At 64.7% G+C, this 18,763-nt stretch carries 13 protein-coding genes; 6 read left to right on the top strand and 7 right to left on the bottom strand.

Annotated features, from left to right (window positions below; all coding sequences use genetic code 11):
- Positions 1-91 precede the first annotated feature (91 nt).
- The 5 genes from amyA (at position 92) to SCA01S_RS02775 (ending at position 4,704) form a co-directional block, all read left to right on the top strand.
- The gene (amyA, locus tag SCA01S_RS02795) at positions 92-1,576 is read left to right on the top strand and encodes an alpha-amylase (RefSeq protein WP_062782620.1); all 1,485 of its coding nucleotides are present in this window, start codon (positions 92-94) and stop codon (positions 1,574-1,576) included.
- A 135-nt stretch (positions 1,577-1,711) separates the two neighbouring features.
- Complete coding sequence (locus SCA01S_RS02790; RefSeq protein ID WP_054131054.1) at positions 1,712-2,008, top strand: hypothetical protein; 297 nt, start codon at positions 1,712-1,714, stop codon at positions 2,006-2,008.
- Between the two features lie 34 nt (positions 2,009-2,042).
- On the top strand, positions 2,043-2,783 hold the full coding sequence (locus tag SCA01S_RS02785; RefSeq protein WP_062782618.1) for a TonB family protein: 741 nt from the start codon (positions 2,043-2,045) through the stop codon (positions 2,781-2,783).
- 329 nt (positions 2,784-3,112) lie between these two features.
- Complete coding sequence (locus SCA01S_RS02780; protein ID WP_062782615.1) at positions 3,113-4,036, top strand: ComEC/Rec2 family competence protein; 924 nt, start codon at positions 3,113-3,115, stop codon at positions 4,034-4,036.
- Positions 4,037-4,089: 53 nt separating this feature from the next.
- A complete protein-coding gene (locus SCA01S_RS02775) occupies positions 4,090-4,704 on the top strand; it encodes a hypothetical protein (protein ID WP_062782612.1) in 615 nt (204 codons plus the stop codon).
- A 233-nt stretch (positions 4,705-4,937) separates the two neighbouring features.
- Here the strand turns inward: SCA01S_RS02775 and SCA01S_RS02770 are convergent, their stop codons facing one another.
- The 4 genes from SCA01S_RS02770 to SCA01S_RS02755 all read right to left on the bottom strand — a co-directional run bounded on the left by SCA01S_RS02770 (position 4,938) and on the right by SCA01S_RS02755 (position 10,281).
- Positions 4,938-5,747: an outer membrane protein assembly factor BamD gene (locus SCA01S_RS02770; RefSeq protein ID WP_022677032.1), complete on the bottom strand. Its 810-nt coding sequence runs from the start codon at positions 5,745-5,747 to the stop codon at positions 4,938-4,940.
- Between the two features lie 200 nt (positions 5,748-5,947).
- Entirely contained in the window at positions 5,948-6,394 is a 447-nt protein-coding gene (locus SCA01S_RS02765; RefSeq protein ID WP_062782609.1) for an RrF2 family transcriptional regulator, read from the bottom strand.
- A 93-nt stretch (positions 6,395-6,487) separates the two neighbouring features.
- Positions 6,488-8,029: a carboxylesterase/lipase family protein gene (locus tag SCA01S_RS02760; protein ID WP_245652414.1), complete on the bottom strand. Its 1,542-nt coding sequence runs from the start codon at positions 8,027-8,029 to the stop codon at positions 6,488-6,490.
- A gap of 5 nt (positions 8,030-8,034) precedes the next feature.
- Complete coding sequence (locus SCA01S_RS02755; RefSeq protein ID WP_412103040.1) at positions 8,035-10,281, bottom strand: beta-glucosidase family protein; 2,247 nt, start codon at positions 10,279-10,281, stop codon at positions 8,035-8,037.
- 125 nt (positions 10,282-10,406) lie between these two features.
- Here SCA01S_RS02755 and SCA01S_RS02750 point away from each other — a divergent pair, with 125 nt between their 5' ends.
- The gene (locus SCA01S_RS02750) at positions 10,407-11,519 is read left to right on the top strand and encodes a LacI family DNA-binding transcriptional regulator (protein WP_054131051.1); all 1,113 of its coding nucleotides are present in this window, start codon (positions 10,407-10,409) and stop codon (positions 11,517-11,519) included.
- A 22-nt stretch (positions 11,520-11,541) separates the two neighbouring features.
- Here the strand turns inward: SCA01S_RS02750 and SCA01S_RS02745 are convergent, their stop codons facing one another.
- The 3 genes from SCA01S_RS02745 to SCA01S_RS02735 form a co-directional block, all read right to left on the bottom strand.
- On the bottom strand, positions 11,542-15,015 hold the full coding sequence (locus tag SCA01S_RS02745; protein WP_245652413.1) for a glycosyl hydrolase: 3,474 nt from the start codon (positions 15,013-15,015) through the stop codon (positions 11,542-11,544).
- Positions 15,016-15,132: 117 nt separating this feature from the next.
- The gene (rhaI, locus tag SCA01S_RS02740; protein ID WP_062782606.1) at positions 15,133-16,425 is read right to left on the bottom strand and encodes an L-rhamnose catabolism isomerase; all 1,293 of its coding nucleotides are present in this window, start codon (positions 16,423-16,425) and stop codon (positions 15,133-15,135) included.
- 22 nt (positions 16,426-16,447) lie between these two features.
- Positions 16,448-18,562 (bottom strand): bifunctional rhamnulose-1-phosphate aldolase/short-chain dehydrogenase, encoded by a 2,115-nt coding sequence (locus tag SCA01S_RS02735; protein WP_062783013.1) that lies wholly within the window; start codon positions 18,560-18,562, stop codon positions 16,448-16,450.
- Positions 18,563-18,763: the final 201 nt, after the last annotated feature.

Here is an 18,763-nt window from a genome sequence, read left to right as displayed (position 1 = left end):
TCATCGCCAAGTACGACTTGCCCGATGATGCACTGCAACCAATCCCGCGCTGAAGCATTTGCCGGGAAGCTTTCTCCCATCGGAGCTTCCCATGTCGCAGCGCACCCTGATTCAGATGTTCCATTGGTATCTTCCCGAAGGCGCGCTGTGGGACGATACCGCCCGCGCCGCGCCGGGCCTGGCCGAGATGGGCGTGACCGACGTGTGGCTGCCGCCCGCCTACAAGGGCGCCAGCGGCACCAGTTCGGTAGGCTACGATACCTACGACCTGTTCGATCTGGGCGAGTTTGACCAGAAGGGCACCGTGCCCACCAAATACGGCACCCGCGCCGCGCTGGAAGCAGCCTGCGCGGCGCTGCGCGAACAGGGCCTGCGCGTGATCCACGATGTGGTGTTCGATCACAAGATGGGAGCCGACGAGACCGAGCGCGTCAGCGTGCGCCGTACCAACCCGGACGACCGCACGCAGATCGAGGACGAGGCGTTCGACGCCACGACCCACACCCGCTTCACCTTTCCCGGTCGCGCTGGTGCGCACTCACGCTTCATATGGGATCACAAGTGCTTCAGCGGAGTGGACCGCATCGAAGACCCGCAGGAAGACGGCGTGTTTCGCCTGGTCAACCAGTATGGCGATGGCGAATGGAACGAAGAGGTGGACGAGGAACTCGGCAACTTCGATTTCCTGATGGGTGCCGATGTAGAATTCCGCAATCGCGCGGTCTATGAGGAGCTCAAGTTCTGGGGTCGCTGGCTGGCAGACCAGGTGGCGGTCGATGGTTTCCGGCTGGATGCGGCAAAGCACATTCCCGCCTGGTTCTTCCGCGATTGGGTGGGCCATTGCCGTGAGGCCATCAGCCCCGATCTGTTCGTGGTGGCCGAATACTGGCAACCCGATCTGGCGGCGCTGCACACCTATCTCGATCGCGTCGATCACCAGCTGTCACTGTTCGATGCCGCTCTCGTCCACCATTTCTCCGACGCATCGCACGCCGGCGCCGATTACGATCTGCGTACGATCTTTGACGGCACGCTGGTGCAAAGCCTGCCCGAACACGCCGTTACCCTGGTTGCCAACCACGACACCCAGCCGCTTCAGGCGCTGGAGGCGCCGGTGGAAGACTGGTTCAAGCCGCTGGCCTATGCCCTTATCCTGCTGCGCGAAGGCGGCGTGCCCTGCCTGTTCCACCCCGATCTCTATGGCGCCAGCTATTCAGACACCGGCGGCGACGGGGAGAACTACGACATTACCCTTGCCCCGGTTGCCTGCCTTGCCCGGCTGACCCAGGCGCGCCAGCGCTTTGCCCATGGCGCCCAGACCGACCTGTTCGACAGCCCCACCTGCATCGGCTTCATCCGCCATGGCACGGCCGATGCCCCGGGCTGCGTGGTGATCCTCAGCAATGGCGAACCCGCCACGCTCACGGCAGAGCTTGGCCCCGATCACGCCGGCGCCACGTTCGTCGATTGGTTGGGCCACGCCCAGGGTGAATGCGTGGCGGATGACCAGGGGGCGCTGGCCGTGCGGTGCGAGGGCGGCAGTGTGAGCGTATGGGTGCGCCAGGACGCTGCCTGAACCATAACTTTACGGTCTATTACAAAGGCTTGTGATCATTACAGAGATTTCATCGCCCGTGGCGTGAACCAACTGCCACTTCGGTCGTTACCCCTGGCATTATTGCTGGATTGTAACAACGGGAAGGACACAATCATGCGCTCATTCAACCGCAAGCTCGCGCTGGCCCCCGCGATTGTCGCGGCGTTCGGCCTCACCGCGATCGACGCGACGCCGGCGTTTGCCCGCCACCACTATTCGTCGCGGGCGCACTATCGCTGGTGCCGTCACTCCAGCGGCACGACTGGCCTGGTGGCTGGTGGCGCCGGTGGCGCGCTGCTCGGCCATGCCCTGATCGGCGGCCCGGTGGGCATCGTCGCGGGTGCCGTTGGCGGCGCCCTGGGTGGCCGCGCGATCGACCGCACGCTCACCGCCAAGAAGCGCTGCCGCTAATCGATCTGGGGCTGCGTGGCCTAGCGTGCCAACCATGGCCTTTTCCGCCACGCAGACCCGATCATCCCGGCTCATCTCTGCCGGCATCGCCGCCGGCATCGAAGTGGGCCTTGCCATTGCCCTATGGCTCGGCCTCGCCCAGCCGGCGGGCCTGCGCCAGGCCACCCGCGACTGGCTGACGGCAGTCCGGCTCAACCCGCCGCCGCCACCCGCGCAACCGCCGCCACCACCACCCAGTCGTCATCATCGGCCCAGCGGCAAGTCTGCCCCCCCTGCCCTGCGCGCCAAGGCCGCGCCGGTCTATGCCCCGCTGGTCATCCACGCCCCACCGCCACCGATCCCCGTCGCCCCGCAAGTGGCGCTCGGCACGCAAAGCCACAACGGCGCCGCGCCCACGCCCGGCCCCGGCAGCGGCGCTGGTGGCAGCGGCAATGGCACAGGCTCGGGCGCCAGCGGAAACGGTGACGGCGCTGGCGGCAGCGACCCGGAATGGACCAGCGGCAAGATCAAATCGTCAGACTATCCCCTCGCCGCGCGCGAAGCGCACGCCCAGGGCACCACTTCCGTCACCATAGCGGTAACTCCACAAGGCCGCCCCAGCGCCTGCCACATCACGCAATCGAGCCACAACGCCGCGCTCGACACCACCACCTGCGCCCTCGTCCTACAACGCTTCCGCTTCCGCCCGGCGCGGGATGCTGCGGGGCATGCGGTGGCGGGAGAGGTGGATTATGATCAGGAGTGGACGATGGGGATGATGACGGATGGGGGGTGAGTGGGGTGATGGGGGAATGGCTGTTTTCGGGGACGAACCGGTAAGTCGCCTTTAGCGCGCGGATCGGCCCAAACTGCTCATCATTCATACGGTTAGGAATAGACACTCGAAGGACCATGAGGCTCGCCGCTTGATCGGCAGGGGCATGGGGTCTAACTGCGTCAATCGGAGACATGTTGCGATTAGACTGGCAGCACGGTTTGCGCCCCGCGCGTCAACCAACATGAATCGAAGTAAGAGCGGGGAATGCTCTGGTTCTGAAAAAATCTTAAGACCTCTTGCAATGCCATTCTTCACGCCAACATAGAGATTATCCGAAGGGGGGGCTTATGTCGGTCGTCAAGAGTTTCGCCGTGGGCAGCGGCGACATGTTCTATATCAAGCATGGCAGCGATAGCTTCACCATAATTGATTGTGATCTTTCAGAGGAAAATGCCGGCTGCATCATCGCCGAGCTCAAGAGTGAATCAGCGGGCAAGGGCATTACCCGCTTCATTTGCACCCACCCTGATGAAGATCATTTTGGTGGCATCGAAATTCTCGACGATGCCATGCCGATCGCGAATTTCTATGTTGTAAAAAATCAGGCACTCAAAGATCAGGACACGGTCTCGTTCCAGCGGTATTGCGAACTGCGAGATGGTAACAAGGCCTTCTACATCGAAAAGGGTTCGCGCCGGAAGTGGTTGAATTCGAACGATGACACCCGGTCTGGCGCCGGAATCACCATACTCTGGCCCGATTTGAAGAATCAGCACTTTATTGATGCTCTGGCGGCATGCGACGCTGGGGAAAGCTATAATAACACCTCTGCGGTGCTGAGGTACTCGCTTAATGGCGGCGCGAGCGTCATGTGGCTGGGCGATCTCGAGACTGATTTCATGGAAAACATCGTTGATGCTATCGAGCTGCCCAAGACGACCATCGTCTTTGCTGCTCACCATGGTCGCAAATCGGGTAAGATCCCGGATAGCTGGCTTGAAAAGCTGGACCCGCAGATCATTGTTATCGGTGAGGCTGCATCGCGCCACCTTCATTATTACACCGGCTACGAGAAAATCACCCAGAATATGGCTGGAGATATCACTTTCGATCTGTCGGATGACAAGGTTCACATCTACGTTTCAAACGAAAATTATTTTAACCACGATCTTGCAAAGAAAATTTCTGATGAGAAGCAAGATAAATTCAAAGGTTATTTTGGAACTCTGACGGTCGAAACAGAGTATACGCTTGAGCCAGCGAGGGCGTAGAGTTTTCCGCTTATTTTCGCGGTTCAAAGGTCTGTTGGAAGGCGCTGAAGCATATGGCCGAATCCTTGAAGAAAGGCATCGGGACGAAATACCTTTCCCCGATCATCGTTGCTTATTGCTTTTTTGCTGGAATCGCCGGGATCACGTCCGTCAATCAAATCCAGTCTTTCGTCCAGCACGCAAGCTTAGCCGGGCTTGCTGGCTTGGGCGTTCTGCTTCTCCAAGAGATTGTGCCTCGCCCGATCAAGGAAATGCTGGTTTTCTGGCGCTGGCGTGATCGAGTACCCGGGTGCCGCGCGTTTTCGGTGATAGCACCAGCAGATCAGCGCATTGATCCCGTTGATTTGCAGATACTTCTTCCTAGGCAGTCTTTGACGGCAAGTGAAGAGAATGCCCTGTGGTATCGGTGGTTCAAATCGGTGGAGAGCGATCCAGGAATTGCGGATAATCACAGGAGATTCTTGATCCTGAGGGAGTGCACTGTGGTTCTATTGATGCTCTTTTTGGCAACGCCGCTCCTTCTTTTTCTGAAAACAACGCCTCAATTGAGTCTTCCAACCTTCATGGGCGGACTGTTTCTTTGTTATGTTGTGGTTGCTTTTGCGGCGCAAAACGCATCCAAGCGCTTGGTCGGTAATGTGATTGCACTCAAGGTCGCAAAGGCATGAAGTAGAAATCGGTGATGTCAAAGCAACTGCACTGGTTGCCGTTATCACTGCGCAATGTTGGCCCCTTCTGGCGATAGGCCGTTCGGGAGGGTGATAGTGCCTTTTCTCAACAGATTGCTGATTTCGGCGCCGTCGCTTTGCTCGACGAACGTCTGCTTTGAGGGCGCCATCCCACCCCAAAAAAAGGGCGCCCCGCAGGCGCCCTTCTCTAACTTCACAATCTGCGCCCCAAATCACACCGCGCTGATATCGTCGCCCTTGGCGTTCATCAGCTTGAAGGCGCGCTTGTACCATTCGCTGCCGGGATAGTTGGCGCCCAGCACGGCGGCGGTCTTCTGGGCTTCGTCGCGGATGCCCAGGGCCAGGTAGCATTCGACCAGGCGGAACAGCGCCTCGGGCGTGTGGCTGGTGGTCTGGTACTTGTCGATCACCACGCGGAAGCGCAGCGTGCCGGCCAGCCACTTGCCGCTCTTTTCGTAAAAGCGGCCCACTTCCATTTCCTTGCCGGCCAGGTGGTCGTTCACCAGGTCAAGCTTGAGGCGGGCGTCGGTGGCATAGTCGGTGTTGGGATAGCGGCGGATCACTTCGGTCAGCGCGGTCAGCGCCTGCTGGGTGATCTTCTGGTCGCGGGTGACGTCGCTGATCTGCTCGTAATAGCACAGCGCCACCAGGTAATAGGCATAGGGCGCGTCCTTGTTGCCGGGGTGGATCGACAGGAAGCGCTGCGCGGTCTGCACCGACTTGGCATAGTCGCGCGCCACGTAATAGCTGAACGCGCCCATCAGCTGCGCGCGGCGGGCCCAGGGCGAATAGGGATGCTGGCGCTCCACTTCGTCGAACAGCGCGGCGGCCTGCTTGGCGTCGCCCTTGTCCAGCCGGTCCTTGGCCGTCATGTAGAGCGTGTCCACGTCGCGGGCGACATAGGCCACGTCCTTCTTGGCCTTGCCCCCGCCCGCGCACCCTGCGGTCAGGCCCATGGCAACAGTGGCGGCGGCAAGAACGGCGATGCGCAGCGGGCTGCGGCCAGAAGCAGGAAGGGTCATGCGCCGTCCTATAGCCAGCGGCTTGGCACTCGCCAAGCGAAGGTTGCGCGGGCCCCGCAAAAGTTGCGGTTGATTGCATTTTTCCGGGAATGCCCCGATCGTTCGTCATCCTGGGCTGGACCCGGAATCCCGCTTTTTCTGGACGGTGCACAGGCAGCGAAACCCCGGATCACGTCCGGGGTGACGCTGGGACGGGCGTTTCAGCCCTCGGCCCCAATTTCCTCGAACGGCGGGACCAGCGTGATCGCGTCGGCCAGGGTGACCTTGTCCAGCATGTCTGCCATTTCATCGCGCAGGCGGATCATCAGCCCGCGCAGGCGGCAATCGGCCTCGGGCAGGCAGTTGGCGCAGTGTTCGTGGGCGTTGCGGCTGGCGCAGGGCACCAGGGCCAGGCTGCCGCGCGTCAGGCGGATGATGTCGCCATAGCGGATGTCCACCGGGGGCAGCGCCAGTTCATAGCCGCCGTCGCGACCGCGCTGTGAAACCACCACGCCTTCGCGGGCCATTTCCGACAGGATGACGGTCAGGAACTTGCGCGGGATATTCTGCGCCTCGGCAATCGCGTCAAGCCGCACCGGGCCTTGTCCAAACGTGTCGGACAGATGCTGCAGGGCACGGATCGTATAACGCGTTTTTTGCGAGAGCATGGGAAATACAAAAAGCCGGTTGCGCGCGAATGTCAACGCCAACGCTTGAATATCCCGGTGCAGCAGCGTTTTTGCTGCACCGGGATCGGGGTCTTATGGCTTGATCCGCTGCTCCACGAAATCGATCCGCGCGCGATAGGGATCTTCTACCTGCGTGGCGCCTGCTGCGGTGATCAGGTGGACGGTCGTGTCGGTGGGCGTCACCTTGGGCCAGGGCGCCAGGCCGGGCAGGCCATCGGGGCGCCCGGTCTTGGCAAACGCCACCCACATCTTGTGCGTCAGATCGGCCACGGGCTGTTCGGCGGCGATGGCCTTGGGCGTGGTGCGCCCGGCCAGGCTGTCAAACACATAGGGCAGTTCCGAGGCATGCGGCGCGCCGCCCATCTTTTCGAGCGGCTCGGGATGGGCATAGGCAAAGCGATAGAGATAGACCGGCTGACGCGGGGCCAGCGTGCGCGCGATGGTGCGCGCCGGCTCGATGAACATGCGATCGGCGCTGGTCATCGTGCCCAAGATCAGGCCGCTGGTCGTGCCCTGGGGATCATAGAGCGCGCGCGCTTTGTCGGCATCGGCGCCATAGGTGGCAAAGATAGCGGCCTTGTCGGTCGTCATCGGGAAACCATCGGCCGAATTGGCGCCGATCATCACCGGCACCGGCGCATCGATGCCGGCGGCGGCGGCATCGTTGGACGCGCCCACGATCGTTTGCCCATCCACCATGGGCCCGGAATAGCCGGTCTGCGCCATGGTCATCATGCTGAGGTTGCCGGTCACCTTTTCCTCGGGCAGCGCGCGCAGGGCGGCGGCATCGAGGCCGGGGGCAAAATCGGCGCCGATCTTGGCCGCACGGGCCATCGTCGGCATCGGCAGGGTGCCATCGCGCCCCCCGCCGGATTCGATGATCGCGCGGGCAAACAGTCCGCGCGCCAGCGGTGATTGCAGCAGCATGTGCATGCTCATGCCGCCCGCGCTTTCGCCGAACACGGTAACGTTGGCCGGATCACCGCCGAATGCGGCGACATTGGCCTGCACCCACTTGAGCGCGGCGATCTGGTCGAGGAAGCCGAAGTTGCCGCCCAGCCCTTCATCCTTGAGCGCGGGATGGGCGAAGAAGCCGAAGCGGCCGAGCCGGTAGTTGAGGCTGACCAGGACCACGCCATCGCGCGCAAAGGCTGCGCCAGAATAGACCGCTGGCGAGGTGCCGCCGTTGACGAAACCGCCGCCATGCACCCACACCATCACCGGCAGCCGCGCATTGGCGGCCGCGCCCGCCGGCTTCCACACGTTGAGATAGAGGCAGTCCTCGGCCGGCTGGGTGCGGATCGGCGCGGCATCGGGCGGGAACGGCGCCTGCGCGCAATCGTGGCCATAGTGCGTGGCATCGCGCGGCGCGCTCCATGCCGCAGCCGGCTGTGGCGCACGCCAGCGCAGATCGCCCACCGGCGGCGCGGCATAGGGAATGCCCTTGAAACTGGCGACGGTGCCTTCCACCGCACCCACCAAGGCGCCCTGGGCCACCATTACCGTCGGTGCGGCAGGCGCCGCTGGCGCAGCCTTGGCAAGCGTAGCGCCCGGCAGCGACAGCGCGCCAGCAAGCATCAATCCTGACAGCATCAGCGTTTTGCGAAAGGTCATGATCTTCAATCCTTCCAGTTGCGCGCCGCCAGGCGCACCGTCACCACCTGCCCCAGCGTCTGCGCATCGCTGCCCAGCGCAAAGCCATAGTTGCCCGCCGGCAGCGTCCAGCCGCCGCTGCCCTTGCCATCGTCCCGCCAATCGGCGAGCAGGCGCTGGTCGATCGTCACGCTGACAGTCCTGCTTTCGCCGGGCGCGAGATGCACGCGGGCAAAGCCGACGAGGCGGCGCTTGGCCGTGCCGGCGCGATCGACCAGATAGACCTGGCCGACATCATCGCCCGCCACCTTGCCCGTGTTGCGCAGGGTGAAGCGCGCGGTCTTGCCATCCACGCTCAGCCCATCCTGGGCAAAGCTGGTGTAGCTCAGGCCATAGCCGAACGGGAACAGCGGCTTGGCCCCGGTGCGGGCAAACCAGCGATAGCCCACGTCCGAACCCTCGATATTGTAGTCGGCCTTGAGCGTGGTGGTTGGCGTGGGCGGGTTGCCCATGAAATCAGGATCGAGCGTATCGCTGCCATCGAGCTTGGGCCGGGGCAGTTGCGCCACGCTGGCGGGGAACGTGACCGGCAGACGCCCACCGGGGTTGGCCTCTCCAAACAGCACCTTGGCGATCGCCTCGCCCCCGCGCGCGCCGGGATACCACGCTTCGAGCACGGCGGCGGTCTGGTCCAGCCACGGCATCGCCACCGGGCCACCGGTTTCCAGCACCACGATCGTGCGCGGATTGGCGGCGGCCACAGCTGCGATCAGCGCATCCTGGCCATCGGGCAAGGACAGATCGGGCTGATCGAGCCCTTCGGTGCGCCATTCGGTGGCAAACACAATCGCCACGTCAGACCGGCGCGCCGCCTCTACCGCATCGGCGATATAGCGCCCATCGCGGAAATGGATGGCCGCCTGCGGCACCCGCGCCTTGATCGCATCGAGCGGGCTGGAGCGGTGGAACTGCTGCTGCATGATCCCGGCAAACATGCCGCCAGCCAGCACCGGGCGTGACACCACCGGCCCGCCATCGCCCTGAACCTGGCTCGACCCGCCGCCCGACAGCACGCCGCCGTCGGCATAGCCGCCGATCACCGCCACGCTCTTGGCATCACGCAGCAGCGGCAGGGCGTTGTTCTGGTTGCGCAGCAGGACCATGCCGGCAATCGCCGTCTGTTCGGCAACGGCCGCATGCGCCGCGGCATCCCACTGGCCGCCCGGGGTTACCGGGTTCTTGTCGACGCCGGTGGCATAGATCGCGGTCAGCACGCGGCGGTTCATGTCGGCCAGGCGCGCGGCCCAGGCCTTGTCGGTCGCCGCCTTTTCCGCCAGCTTGCTGCCGAAATAGACCGCCTTGTCGAGCTGTTCGCCCGATTGCTGATCGAGCCCGGCCATCGCTGCATCGAGCCCAGGCACCGCGCCCCAGTCAGACATGACAAAGCCCTTGTAGCCCCAATCGCGCTTGAGCACGGTGTTGAGCAGCCAGCTGTTGTCGCACGCGCGATTACCGTTGACGCGGTTATAGGCGCACATGACCGAGCCGGGCTGGCCCTGTTCGATGCCGATCTGGAAAGCCAGCAGATCGCTTTCACGCGCCGCGGCGTTGCCGATCTGGATGTCCACGAACTGGCGCCCGGTTTCCTGGCCATTGAGCGCGAAGTGCTTGATCGTGGAAATGATATTGTTGGACTGGATGCCCCGGATCGCCGCGCCCACCAGCATGCCCGACAGCAGCGGGTCTTCCGACAGGTATTCGAACGTGCGCCCGTTGCGGGGATCGCGCGTCAGATTGACGCCGCCCGCCAGCAGCACGTTGAAGCCGCTGGCGCGCGCCTCGGCGCCAATCATCGCGCCGCCGGCCTGCATCACTGCCGGGTCCCAGCTCGCCGCCTGGGCAATGCCCGATGGCAACGCTGTCGCGCCCCGCTTGCGCGCACCCGAAACCCACGCGACACCAAGGCTTGCGTCGGTTTCCTTGAGCGCAGGCACACCCAGGCGTGGCAACCCGGCGATGTAACCGGCGCCTGGCACCGCGTCAGCCGGGATCGGCGGGGCACCGGGAAACAGCTGGATGGCCATGATGCCGTGGGTCAACGTGGTGCGCTCGTCCGGCTGCATTGCCTTGACGGTCTGATCGGCCCGTGCCTGCGCCGCGGTCATGTCGACCGGCGCGCTGCTTGGCGCCTGCGCCTGGGCCGAACCCTGCGCCAGCCCTGCTCCGACCGCAGCCAGCGCCACGGCCGAAAGAAATCTCCTGCCCATCGTCATGCACCCTTCCCGTTGGTGGCCACAGCGCCACCTGCTTGTTCTCCGTTATCGTGCCGCCGCTTGTCAGCGTTGTCAATTACCTGTTCAGGTTGGCTTGCCGGACAATTGCGTTCATAGCTTGGCCCATGCCCGATCCCGCGCAAAGCCACCGCCCCTCTGCAACCGCCAGTAGCGCCGACGACGACAACGATGCGGCACCCACCACAGCCGGCCGCGCGACGGGTAACATCACGATGAACGATGTGGCGCGGCATGCCGGGGTGTCGCTCAAGAGCGTGTCGCGTGTGATCAACCGCGAGCCGCATGTATCTGATACGCTGCGTATCAAGGTGGAAAAGGCGATTGCCGATCTGGACTATGTCCCCGATCTGGCGGCGCGCTCCCTGGCCGGGGCGCGCTCGTTCATCATCAGCGTGCTGTTCGACAATCCCAGCCCCAACTACACGATGAAAATCCAGGCCGGCGCCTATCAGGCCTGTGTCGACAACCAGTATCACCTGCGCATCGACCGTATCGATTCGGCCCGTCCCGATGCCGAGATCGTGGCTGATCTTGCCGCATTGCTGCGCAACGGACGCTGCGATGGCTTTGTGTTGACCCCGCCGCTGGCCGATCTGCCAGTGGTGCTCGATTTCCTGCGCGAACAGGGCGTGCGCCATGTGCGCGTCGCACCGGAAAAGCCCAGCCTGGAGGCGCCGGGCATCGGCATGGACGATACGGCCGCCGGGGCGGCCGTGGCGCAGATGCTGTGGCAAGCCGGGCATCGCCGCTTTGGCGTGCTGACCGGGCCGCCCAACCATGGCGCCGCCGCGCGCCGCCGCCTTGGCTTTCTTGCCGCCCTGGCCGACCTCGGCCACACCGGCCCGGTGGTGGAAGCCAACGGCGGGTTTTCGTTTGAAGGCGGCATCAGCGCCGGGGCCGATCTGCTGGCACACACCCCGCGCCCCACCGCCATCTTTGCCACCAACGACGATTCGGCGGCCGGCGCGCTGGTTGCCTGTTCGCGGGCCGGCCTTGCCGTGCCGCGCGATGTGTCGATCTGCGGGTTTGACGATAGCTGGGTGGCGCGGTCGGTCTGGCCCTACCTCACCACGGTTTACCAGCCGATCCAGGAAATGAGCTATGCCGCCGCCAGCCTGCTGATGGACCGCGAGGGTGATGCGGCGCCCGCGCTGCGCCTGCTGCCCTATCACCTGGTGGAGCGGGACTCGATCGCCCCGCCCCTGCCCGAGGCCTGAAACGGGGTTCAGTGCCCCCGCGTCAGTGGGTAGTGCCCAGCACCACCGGCCCCACCAGGCCCGATGGGCGCAGCGGCGCATCGGCATTGTAGGTCGGGATCGCCGTCCAGGTTACCTTCGTGGCGCCGGGCTGGGCATCGCCGATCAGGCGGTTGACCCAGCTGTTGGCGACACGCACGGCGATCGTGTTGTTGCCGTTGTGCACCGCGCTGCCCACGTCAAAGCGATAGGGCGCATGCCATTGCGTGCCCAGCGTCTGGCCGTTGACCGTGACCTCGGCAATGTCGTGCACCTCCCCCAGATCGAGCCACAGTGCCTGGCCCTTCTTCCAGCCCTTGGGCAGGCGGAACGTGCGGGCATAGGTGGCCATGCCCGAGAAATAGCGCACCCCAGCGTCGGCATTCTGGTCGAGCCGCGCCAGCGTGGGCATAGCCAGTGTCGCCGGCGCGCCGCGTCCCGCCTGGAACGCCACCGTCCAGCCGGTGCCGGGCTTGCCGGCCAGGGGCCCCAGCGGCACATCATGGCTGGCGCGTACCTCGCCGTGGGTGGCGGTCGTCGCCTTGCGGAACACGACGAACACCGATTCCTCTGCCGCCAGGGTCAACGGCACGATGGTTTCGCCATTCTCGCTGCGCCAGGAAACCGGCTCTACCTTGCCGCTGTCGGCATGCCACAATTCAGGCTGCTTGCCGGTCACGCGGAAATGCGCCTCGAACGTTTCGTTGCGATCGAGGCGGTTGACCAGGAACCACGCGTCGCCATCGGCCAACTGGCGATGCACGAACGGCACTTGCGCGTCGCTCGCGCCGACCAGGCGGAAATCGGGCGCAACGCCCAGCCGCGCCAGGCCCGCGTCCACGTCAGCCAGCGCGATCACCCGGCCCTTGCCCACCATGGCATCGCCGCTGCCGGGCCACAGCCGCGCCACCAGCTGCTGCCACTGCGCCGCGTTGGCAGGTTGCGCATCATCGAGCGCCGGCGATCCCTGCGGCGCCAGGCCAATCACGCTGGCCCCGCCATCGACCAGTTCGGCCAGCCGGCGCAGGGTCTTGAGCGTCATCATCCGCGATGAGCCACCCAGGTAGACCGCGCGATAGCGTGCCCCACCCTGGCTGACGAGTTCGTTGCCCTGGTTGAGCAGCACGCCGCCCAGCGCATCGGCATTGACGAAGTCATAGGCGTTGGCCTTGGGCGCATCGGCCACCGGCGCCTTGCCATAGAGGCCGGTCAGCGGCGCTTCCTCGCCATAGAAATAGGCGACATCGGCCACGTTGCGCCCCTGCTGCAACAGCAGCGAATTGCGCGCCATGTAATCCACCCAGGGCCGGGCCATTTCCGCCCAGCTTTCGTGGCGGTTGAAGAACTGGCCAAAGATCATCAGCGAAAGCCCGGGCACCTTGTCATCGGTGGGCTGATGGACCGAGGTGTGCACCACCGGGCGGTTGATCCCGCTGACGAATTCCAGGTCGATAATCCGGCGCAGGTCCTTGGGCGTATAGGCCCAGGGCGCCAGTGCCGAGGTCATGGATTCGGCCGCGACCAGGTTCTGGCCATAGACATGCGCGACAGAAGCCGCGCCCTTCATGTCGGCCAGATAGCTGGGGTTTGGGCCAGCCTGGCGCGAAAAGGTCCACAGCGCGGCCATCGGCACATCGGCGCGGGCGCGCATCGCCATGTCGTCGCCCAGCATCGGGCGGTTGTCTTCCAGCGCCTCGCCATAGACCTTGAGGCCGTTTTCGTGCGCCACCTGGGCGACCATGCCATAGTGTTCCGAGGCGAGCAGATCCGCCAGGGTGCGGCGCCAGTCGTAAAGAAAGCGATCAGCATCGGCACGGCTTCCGATCAATACGCCGGCCAGCGTCGGCAGCCAGGGCGTGGGATCATAGCCGCGCAGGCGCTTGAACTGGTCGATCATCTTGGGCGTCCAGTTGGCCGCCCCCACTTCGATGGAGTCGGTCAACAGCGCGGTAACCCCGCGCCGCCCGATCAGGTCTGCGCCGGCGGCATCGCGATACATGCCCAGATAATGCGTCAGATAGCGCCGCACTGCCGCGCCATCGAACTTGTCCACTTCCAGCCCGGTGGCCTCGGGCGCGGCCGGGTGGTTGGTCGTGCCCAGCAGGCTGGTGCCAAAGCGCAGAATGCGCCAGGCGCTGCCGGCCGGCGGTGTCCAATCGAGCGTGCCATCGGGGCGCAGCTTGCCGGTCAGGTTCACCACCTTGGCCGCATCGGTCCCAGTGGCGGCAGCATCGGGCGTGCCCAGCGCGTAATAGTCCTGCTCCACGGCAAAGCCGGCCTTGGCCTCGAACCGGTCAACCCGCGGCTGGGCATAGAGGCGGAAGTGGCGCAGATCGAACGGCGCGGTGGCGCCAGCGGACATCATCTTCATGAAGCCCACGTCGGTGGCGGCACCCGGCGCCGGATCGCCCAGGTTCGAGCCCTTGAACGGCAGCGGCGCCAGGACCACGCGGAACTGGCTGGCGGTAACCGGGGCAAAGCTCACCGAGGTTGGCGCATTCGACACCGGGATATCGGCCACCTTGGTCCAGGTCGTGCCGTCGCTGCTCGCTTCCAGGCGCGGCGCCACCACGGCGCCGGCAAACATCGCCTTGGCCCCGGCCATGAACAGGCTGACGCCGCGCACGGTCTGCGGCCGGGCAAACCGTGCCACCACGATCGACGGCTGCTCGGCGCTGCCGTGGGGAAGCATCTGCCGCTTGGCGAAGCTGTCACCGGTCAACGCCGCGGCGTCGAGCGGCTTGCCATCCGGGCCGGTGATGGCCGGCACAGGCAAATCAACCTGGCCGGCATCCACCGGCACCGCCAGCACGGCCACGTCGGCATAGAATTCGTGCGCCTGTTCCGGGCCTTCCTTGGTCAGCGCCGCCAGCGGGTCGTTCAGTTCCATATCCTGGAACGTGCCAGTCACGCGCGGCGGCGCTGGCAGCGGCGCGGTCGGCGCGGCGCCACCGGGCACCACGGTTTCGCTCCACACCACTTTCTTGAGCGCATCGGCAGGCTGCACCCAAGGCCCGCCGGTTTCCGACCAGCCGGGCGAGGAGGCAATGGCCAGTTCAAGCCCGCGCGCGTCGGCGGTATAGGCCGCAAAACGGAACGCGTCCTTCCATTCCGGCGACATGAACACCAGGCGGTGATCGACCACCTGCGGCGTCATCAACCCGGCGTCAAATGCCTGGAGGCCGCCGATACCCATGCGGCTCATCCAGTCGATGTCCTTGGCGATGCCATCCTTGGTGACATTGCCGTTCATCCAGTGCCACCACACCCGCGGCCGGGCCGAGGCAGGCGGATCGCGGAACTGCAGATCGAGCGGCACGGCCGTGCCGGCATGCACCGCCGCCACGCCCGGCACCGGCGGCGCCGGATCGGGTGCCGCCATGGCCACGCTGCCGCTGCCAAGGCCAGCACCCACGCCGGCAAGTGCGCTGGCCAGCAGCAGGGCGGTGCGGATGCGGCAAAGCGCCGGCTCGATCATGCAATTCTCTCCTGGGAAATCCGTTTTCGGTTTTGGCCATTTGGCCCGGCAGGGCAAGGGGTTGGCGCGCTTCGCCCCCAGCCCCGGTCGCGCGCCGCCATCATGCACGGCGCTGGGTCAGACGATGCCGGCGCCCAGCCCCACCGCTCTGCGTTCCTGCGCCTTGCGCGCGCGATACTGGCTCAGGCGATAGGCTTCCAGCACGTCGATCGCGCCGCCGGCGGCCACGCGCGCCTTGGCTAGGATCGGCGCCACGTCGATCGAATAGGCGCGGCGCAGCGCCTGGAACGCCATCATCGTGTCGTTGCTTTCTTGCGCCGCATGCAGCGCATCGCGATCGACCAGCAAAGCCTTGGCAAAGCAGCCGGTGATGGCCTCAGCCGAAGACAGCATGGATTCGATCGGATCGGTCACGTTGTGCGACTGGTCGATCATATAGCTCGGATTGAAACCGTCGCGCGGGTTCAGCTCGGCCTCGACCAGTTCGTTGAACACCAGGAACAGCTGGTGCGGGTTGATCGATCCGGAATCGAGATCATCATCGCCATACTTGCTATCGTTGAAATGGAAGCCGCCGAGCTTGCCGAAGCGGTGCAGCCGCGCCACGATCTGCTCGATGTTCACGTTGGGCGCATGGTGGCCCAGGTCGACCAGGCACTTGGCCTTGGGCCCCAGTTCCTGCGCCGCCAGGATCGAGCTGCCCCAATCGGAAATCACCGTGGAATAGAACGCCGGCTCGAACATCTTGTGTTCCAGCAGCATGCGCCAATCGTCGGGCAGCGCGGCATAGACCTGCGAAGCGGCATCGAGATAGCGATCCAGGCTGCGGGCAAAGTCCTGCTGGCCGGGGAAGTTGGTGCCATCGCCCACCCACACCGTCAGGTCGGTCGAACCCAGCTGCTGGCCGATCTCGATGCATTCGATGTTGTGTTCCACCGCCTGCTGGCGGGTGGCGGTATCCTGCGCCGAAAGCGAGCCGTTGGCGTAGGTATGCGCCTGGCCCGGCTGATCCTGGAACGTGTTGGAATTGACCGCGTCCCAGCCCAGGCCCAGCGCGGCGGCTTCTTCGCGCAGCGCAGCAAAGTCGCTCACCTTATCCCACGGAAAGTGCGGCGATACGCGCGGAGTCACCCGCGAAAGCTGGTTGATGACGGCGCAATCCTCCAGCTTTTCGTGGATATTGGTCGGCTCCCCGGGAATGGGAAACTTGGCAAAGCGCGTGCCGCCCCGGCCCGCGCCCCAGCTGGGCACCGCCACGGAAAAGCTGGCGACGCGGCCCAGCACGGCATCTATATCGATGCCGGTGCGGGCCAGCTTGCGGCCCAGCGCATCATAGTCTTCGTCCAGCGCCTCGGCATGGCGGGCATTGGCTTCGGCGATGAGATCGGCCGACAGGGGCAACTGTGTCATTGTCTTGTTCTCTCCCGAATGCTCAGCGCGTGAAAGCCTGAACGTTGCCGGCGTCCACATTGATCATGTTGCCGGTCGACTTGGCCGATGCTTCCGAACCCAGCCAATAGGCCGCCTCGGCGATGTCTTCGGGCAGCACGTCGCGCTTGAGCATCGAGCGGTTGCGATAGTGCGCTTCCAGTTCCTCGCCAGCGTCGATCTTGTTCGAGGCCGCGCGTTCCTTGCGCCAGTCGCCGTCCCAGATCTTGCTGCCCTTGATCACCGCATCAGGGTTCACGACGTTGACGCGAATGCCTTCGGGCGCGCCTTCCAGGGCAAGACAGCGGGCCAAGTGGTTGGCCGCAGCCTTGGCGCTGGCATAGGCAGAAGCCCCGGCGGCGGCGGCCACCGCGTTCTTCGACCCGATGAACACGACTGAAGTGCCGCCCTGTTCCTTCATCCGCTTGAGCAAGCCCCAGGCGTGCTTGGCGGTAAGGAAATAGCCCTGGGCAAGCACGTCGAAGTTGCGGTCCCACAGCTCCAGCGTCGTCTGCTCGATCGGTGCGGACGAAGCAATGCCGGCGTTGGCGACGAGGATATCGAGCCCGCCGAACTCGCGCGCGGCATAGGCGAAGGCCGCCTGCACCTGGGCTTCATCGGTCACGTCGCAAGCCACGGCACGAACGACGTCCTTGCCAAACTGCTTGGCAAACCCCGCGCGTACGTCTTCGGCGGCGGAGGCATCCCGGTCGGCCAGGACAACGCAGGCGCCTTCGCGCAGGAAGCGGGCGGCGGTGGCCGCACCAATGCCACCGGCACCGCCGGTAACCAGCGCGATCTTGCCGACCATCGGCTTGGGCGCCGGCATGCGCTGCAGCTTGGCTTCTTCGAGCAGCCAGTATTCGATGTCGAACGCTTCCTGCTCATCGAGCGCGATATATTCGCCAATCGCTTCGGCCCCGCGCATCACGTTGATGGCGTTGCCATAGAATTCACCGGCCAGGCGCGCAGTGGTCTTGTCGGTGGCGAACGTGATGCGGCCGACGCCGGGCACGAGCACGACGACCGGGTTGGAATCGCGCATCGCCGGGCTGTTGGCGCGCTTGCAGCGTTCGTAATAGGCCGCATACATCGCCCGGTAATCAGCAATCTTTTCGGCCAGATAGGCGTCATCCTGAAGACGCGCCGGGTCGAGCGTCAGCGGCGCGATCTTGGTGCGCAGGAAGTGATCGGGGCACGAGGTGCCGAGCGCAGCAAGGCGTTCGAACTCAACCGACCCGGCAAATTCCAGCGCCTCGGCATCGTCAGACCAGTGACCCAGCTTGCGGCGCGCACCGGTCATGAAACCACGCAGGCGCGGCATCAGGTCGGCCGCGATGGTCGCGCGATCCGGGTTCGGCGCCACCTTCTGCCCGCCAAACGCCGGCTTGGCCGCCAGCTTGCCGTTGAGATAGTTCGCGGCATCGGCAATCAGCTGCACGGTGTGCTCGTAACAGGCCTTGGCGCTGTCGGCCCAGCAGATGATGCCATGGCCGGCCAGCATCACGCCTTCGACTTGCGGATTGGCCCGCACATAATCGCGCAACATCACGCCCAGCGTATAGCCGGGGCGCTTCCACGGCAGCCAGCCGATCTTGCCGCCCCAGATTTCCTGCGTCGCCGCTTCGCCGCCCGAAGAGGCCGCCAACGCAATGATCGCATCGGGATGCACATGGTCGACATGGGCGAACGGCAGCAGCGAGTGCAGCGGCGTATCGATGCTGGCCGCGCGCCCGTTCAGGTTGAACGTGCAATGCGGCAGATAGCCGACCATCTTGTCGTCATCGTCAGGCCCGGCATAGTGCGCTTCCAGGCCCAGCAGCTTTTCCTGATAGAGCGTGGCAAAGCCATCGAGCTTCATCGAGCCGATGTCACCACCCGAACCCTTGACCCACAGCACCTCGACCGCAGCGCCACTCAACGGATCGGTTTGCGTGAGCTTGGCCGAGGTATTGCCCCCGCCAAAATTGGTCACCGTCAGGTCTGAACCCAGCAGGTTGGAACGATAGAGCAGCAGCTCTGCCGGCGACAGCGTGGCGGCATGGGCATCGTCCCAGCGGCTGGTCGGCACGGCAAAAGGAATGGCGGCGTCTGCGGCAACAAGCGTTTCGACGGTCATGGCATCCTGCGTGGATTGGGCCATCGAGTCGCTGCCCGATTGGCCGGTGAACGTGGGGCGGCACAACCAGGATGATTGCATCGCGTCGCAGGGCTGCTAACATTTTTGGTGGAATTGATCAAGAATGATTGATATTGATCATTTCCACACAAGGCGTCAGCGACGGAGATTCTCCTATCGGGCGCCACCAAACGGAGAGCG

The sequence above is a fragment of the Novosphingobium capsulatum NBRC 12533 genome, assembly GCF_001598375.1.
GTDB lineage: Bacteria > Pseudomonadota > Alphaproteobacteria > Sphingomonadales > Sphingomonadaceae > Novosphingobium > Novosphingobium capsulatum.
This window is presented reverse-complemented; position numbering and strand designations above follow the sequence as displayed.

What these genes read in the sequence shown, in the direction of transcription:
- amyA (WP_062782620.1), top strand. Translation starts at nt 92, where the DNA reads ATGTCGCAGCGCACCCTGATTCAGATGTTCCATTGGTATCTTCCCGAA.
- SCA01S_RS02790 (WP_054131054.1), top strand. Translation starts at nt 1,712, where the DNA reads ATGCGCTCATTCAACCGCAAGCTCGCGCTGGCCCCCGCGATTGTCGCG.
- SCA01S_RS02785 (WP_062782618.1), top strand. Translation starts at nt 2,043, where the DNA reads ATGGCCTTTTCCGCCACGCAGACCCGATCATCCCGGCTCATCTCTGCC.
- SCA01S_RS02780 (WP_062782615.1), top strand. Translation starts at nt 3,113, where the DNA reads ATGTCGGTCGTCAAGAGTTTCGCCGTGGGCAGCGGCGACATGTTCTAT.
- SCA01S_RS02775 (WP_062782612.1), top strand. Translation starts at nt 4,090, where the DNA reads ATGGCCGAATCCTTGAAGAAAGGCATCGGGACGAAATACCTTTCCCCG.
- SCA01S_RS02770 (WP_022677032.1), bottom strand. Translation starts at nt 5,747, where the DNA reads ATGACCCTTCCTGCTTCTGGCCGCAGCCCGCTGCGCATCGCCGTTCTT.
- SCA01S_RS02765 (WP_062782609.1), bottom strand. Translation starts at nt 6,394, where the DNA reads ATGCTCTCGCAAAAAACGCGTTATACGATCCGTGCCCTGCAGCATCTG.
- SCA01S_RS02760 (WP_245652414.1), bottom strand. Translation starts at nt 8,029, where the DNA reads ATGACCTTTCGCAAAACGCTGATGCTGTCAGGATTGATGCTTGCTGGC.
- SCA01S_RS02755 (WP_412103040.1), bottom strand. Translation starts at nt 10,281, where the DNA reads ATGACGATGGGCAGGAGATTTCTTTCGGCCGTGGCGCTGGCTGCGGTC.
- SCA01S_RS02750 (WP_054131051.1), top strand. Translation starts at nt 10,407, where the DNA reads ATGCCCGATCCCGCGCAAAGCCACCGCCCCTCTGCAACCGCCAGTAGC.
- SCA01S_RS02745 (WP_245652413.1), bottom strand. Translation starts at nt 15,015, where the DNA reads ATGATCGAGCCGGCGCTTTGCCGCATCCGCACCGCCCTGCTGCTGGCC.
- rhaI (WP_062782606.1), bottom strand. Translation starts at nt 16,425, where the DNA reads ATGACACAGTTGCCCCTGTCGGCCGATCTCATCGCCGAAGCCAATGCC.
- SCA01S_RS02735 (WP_062783013.1), bottom strand. Translation starts at nt 18,562, where the DNA reads ATGACCGTCGAAACGCTTGTTGCCGCAGACGCCGCCATTCCTTTTGCC.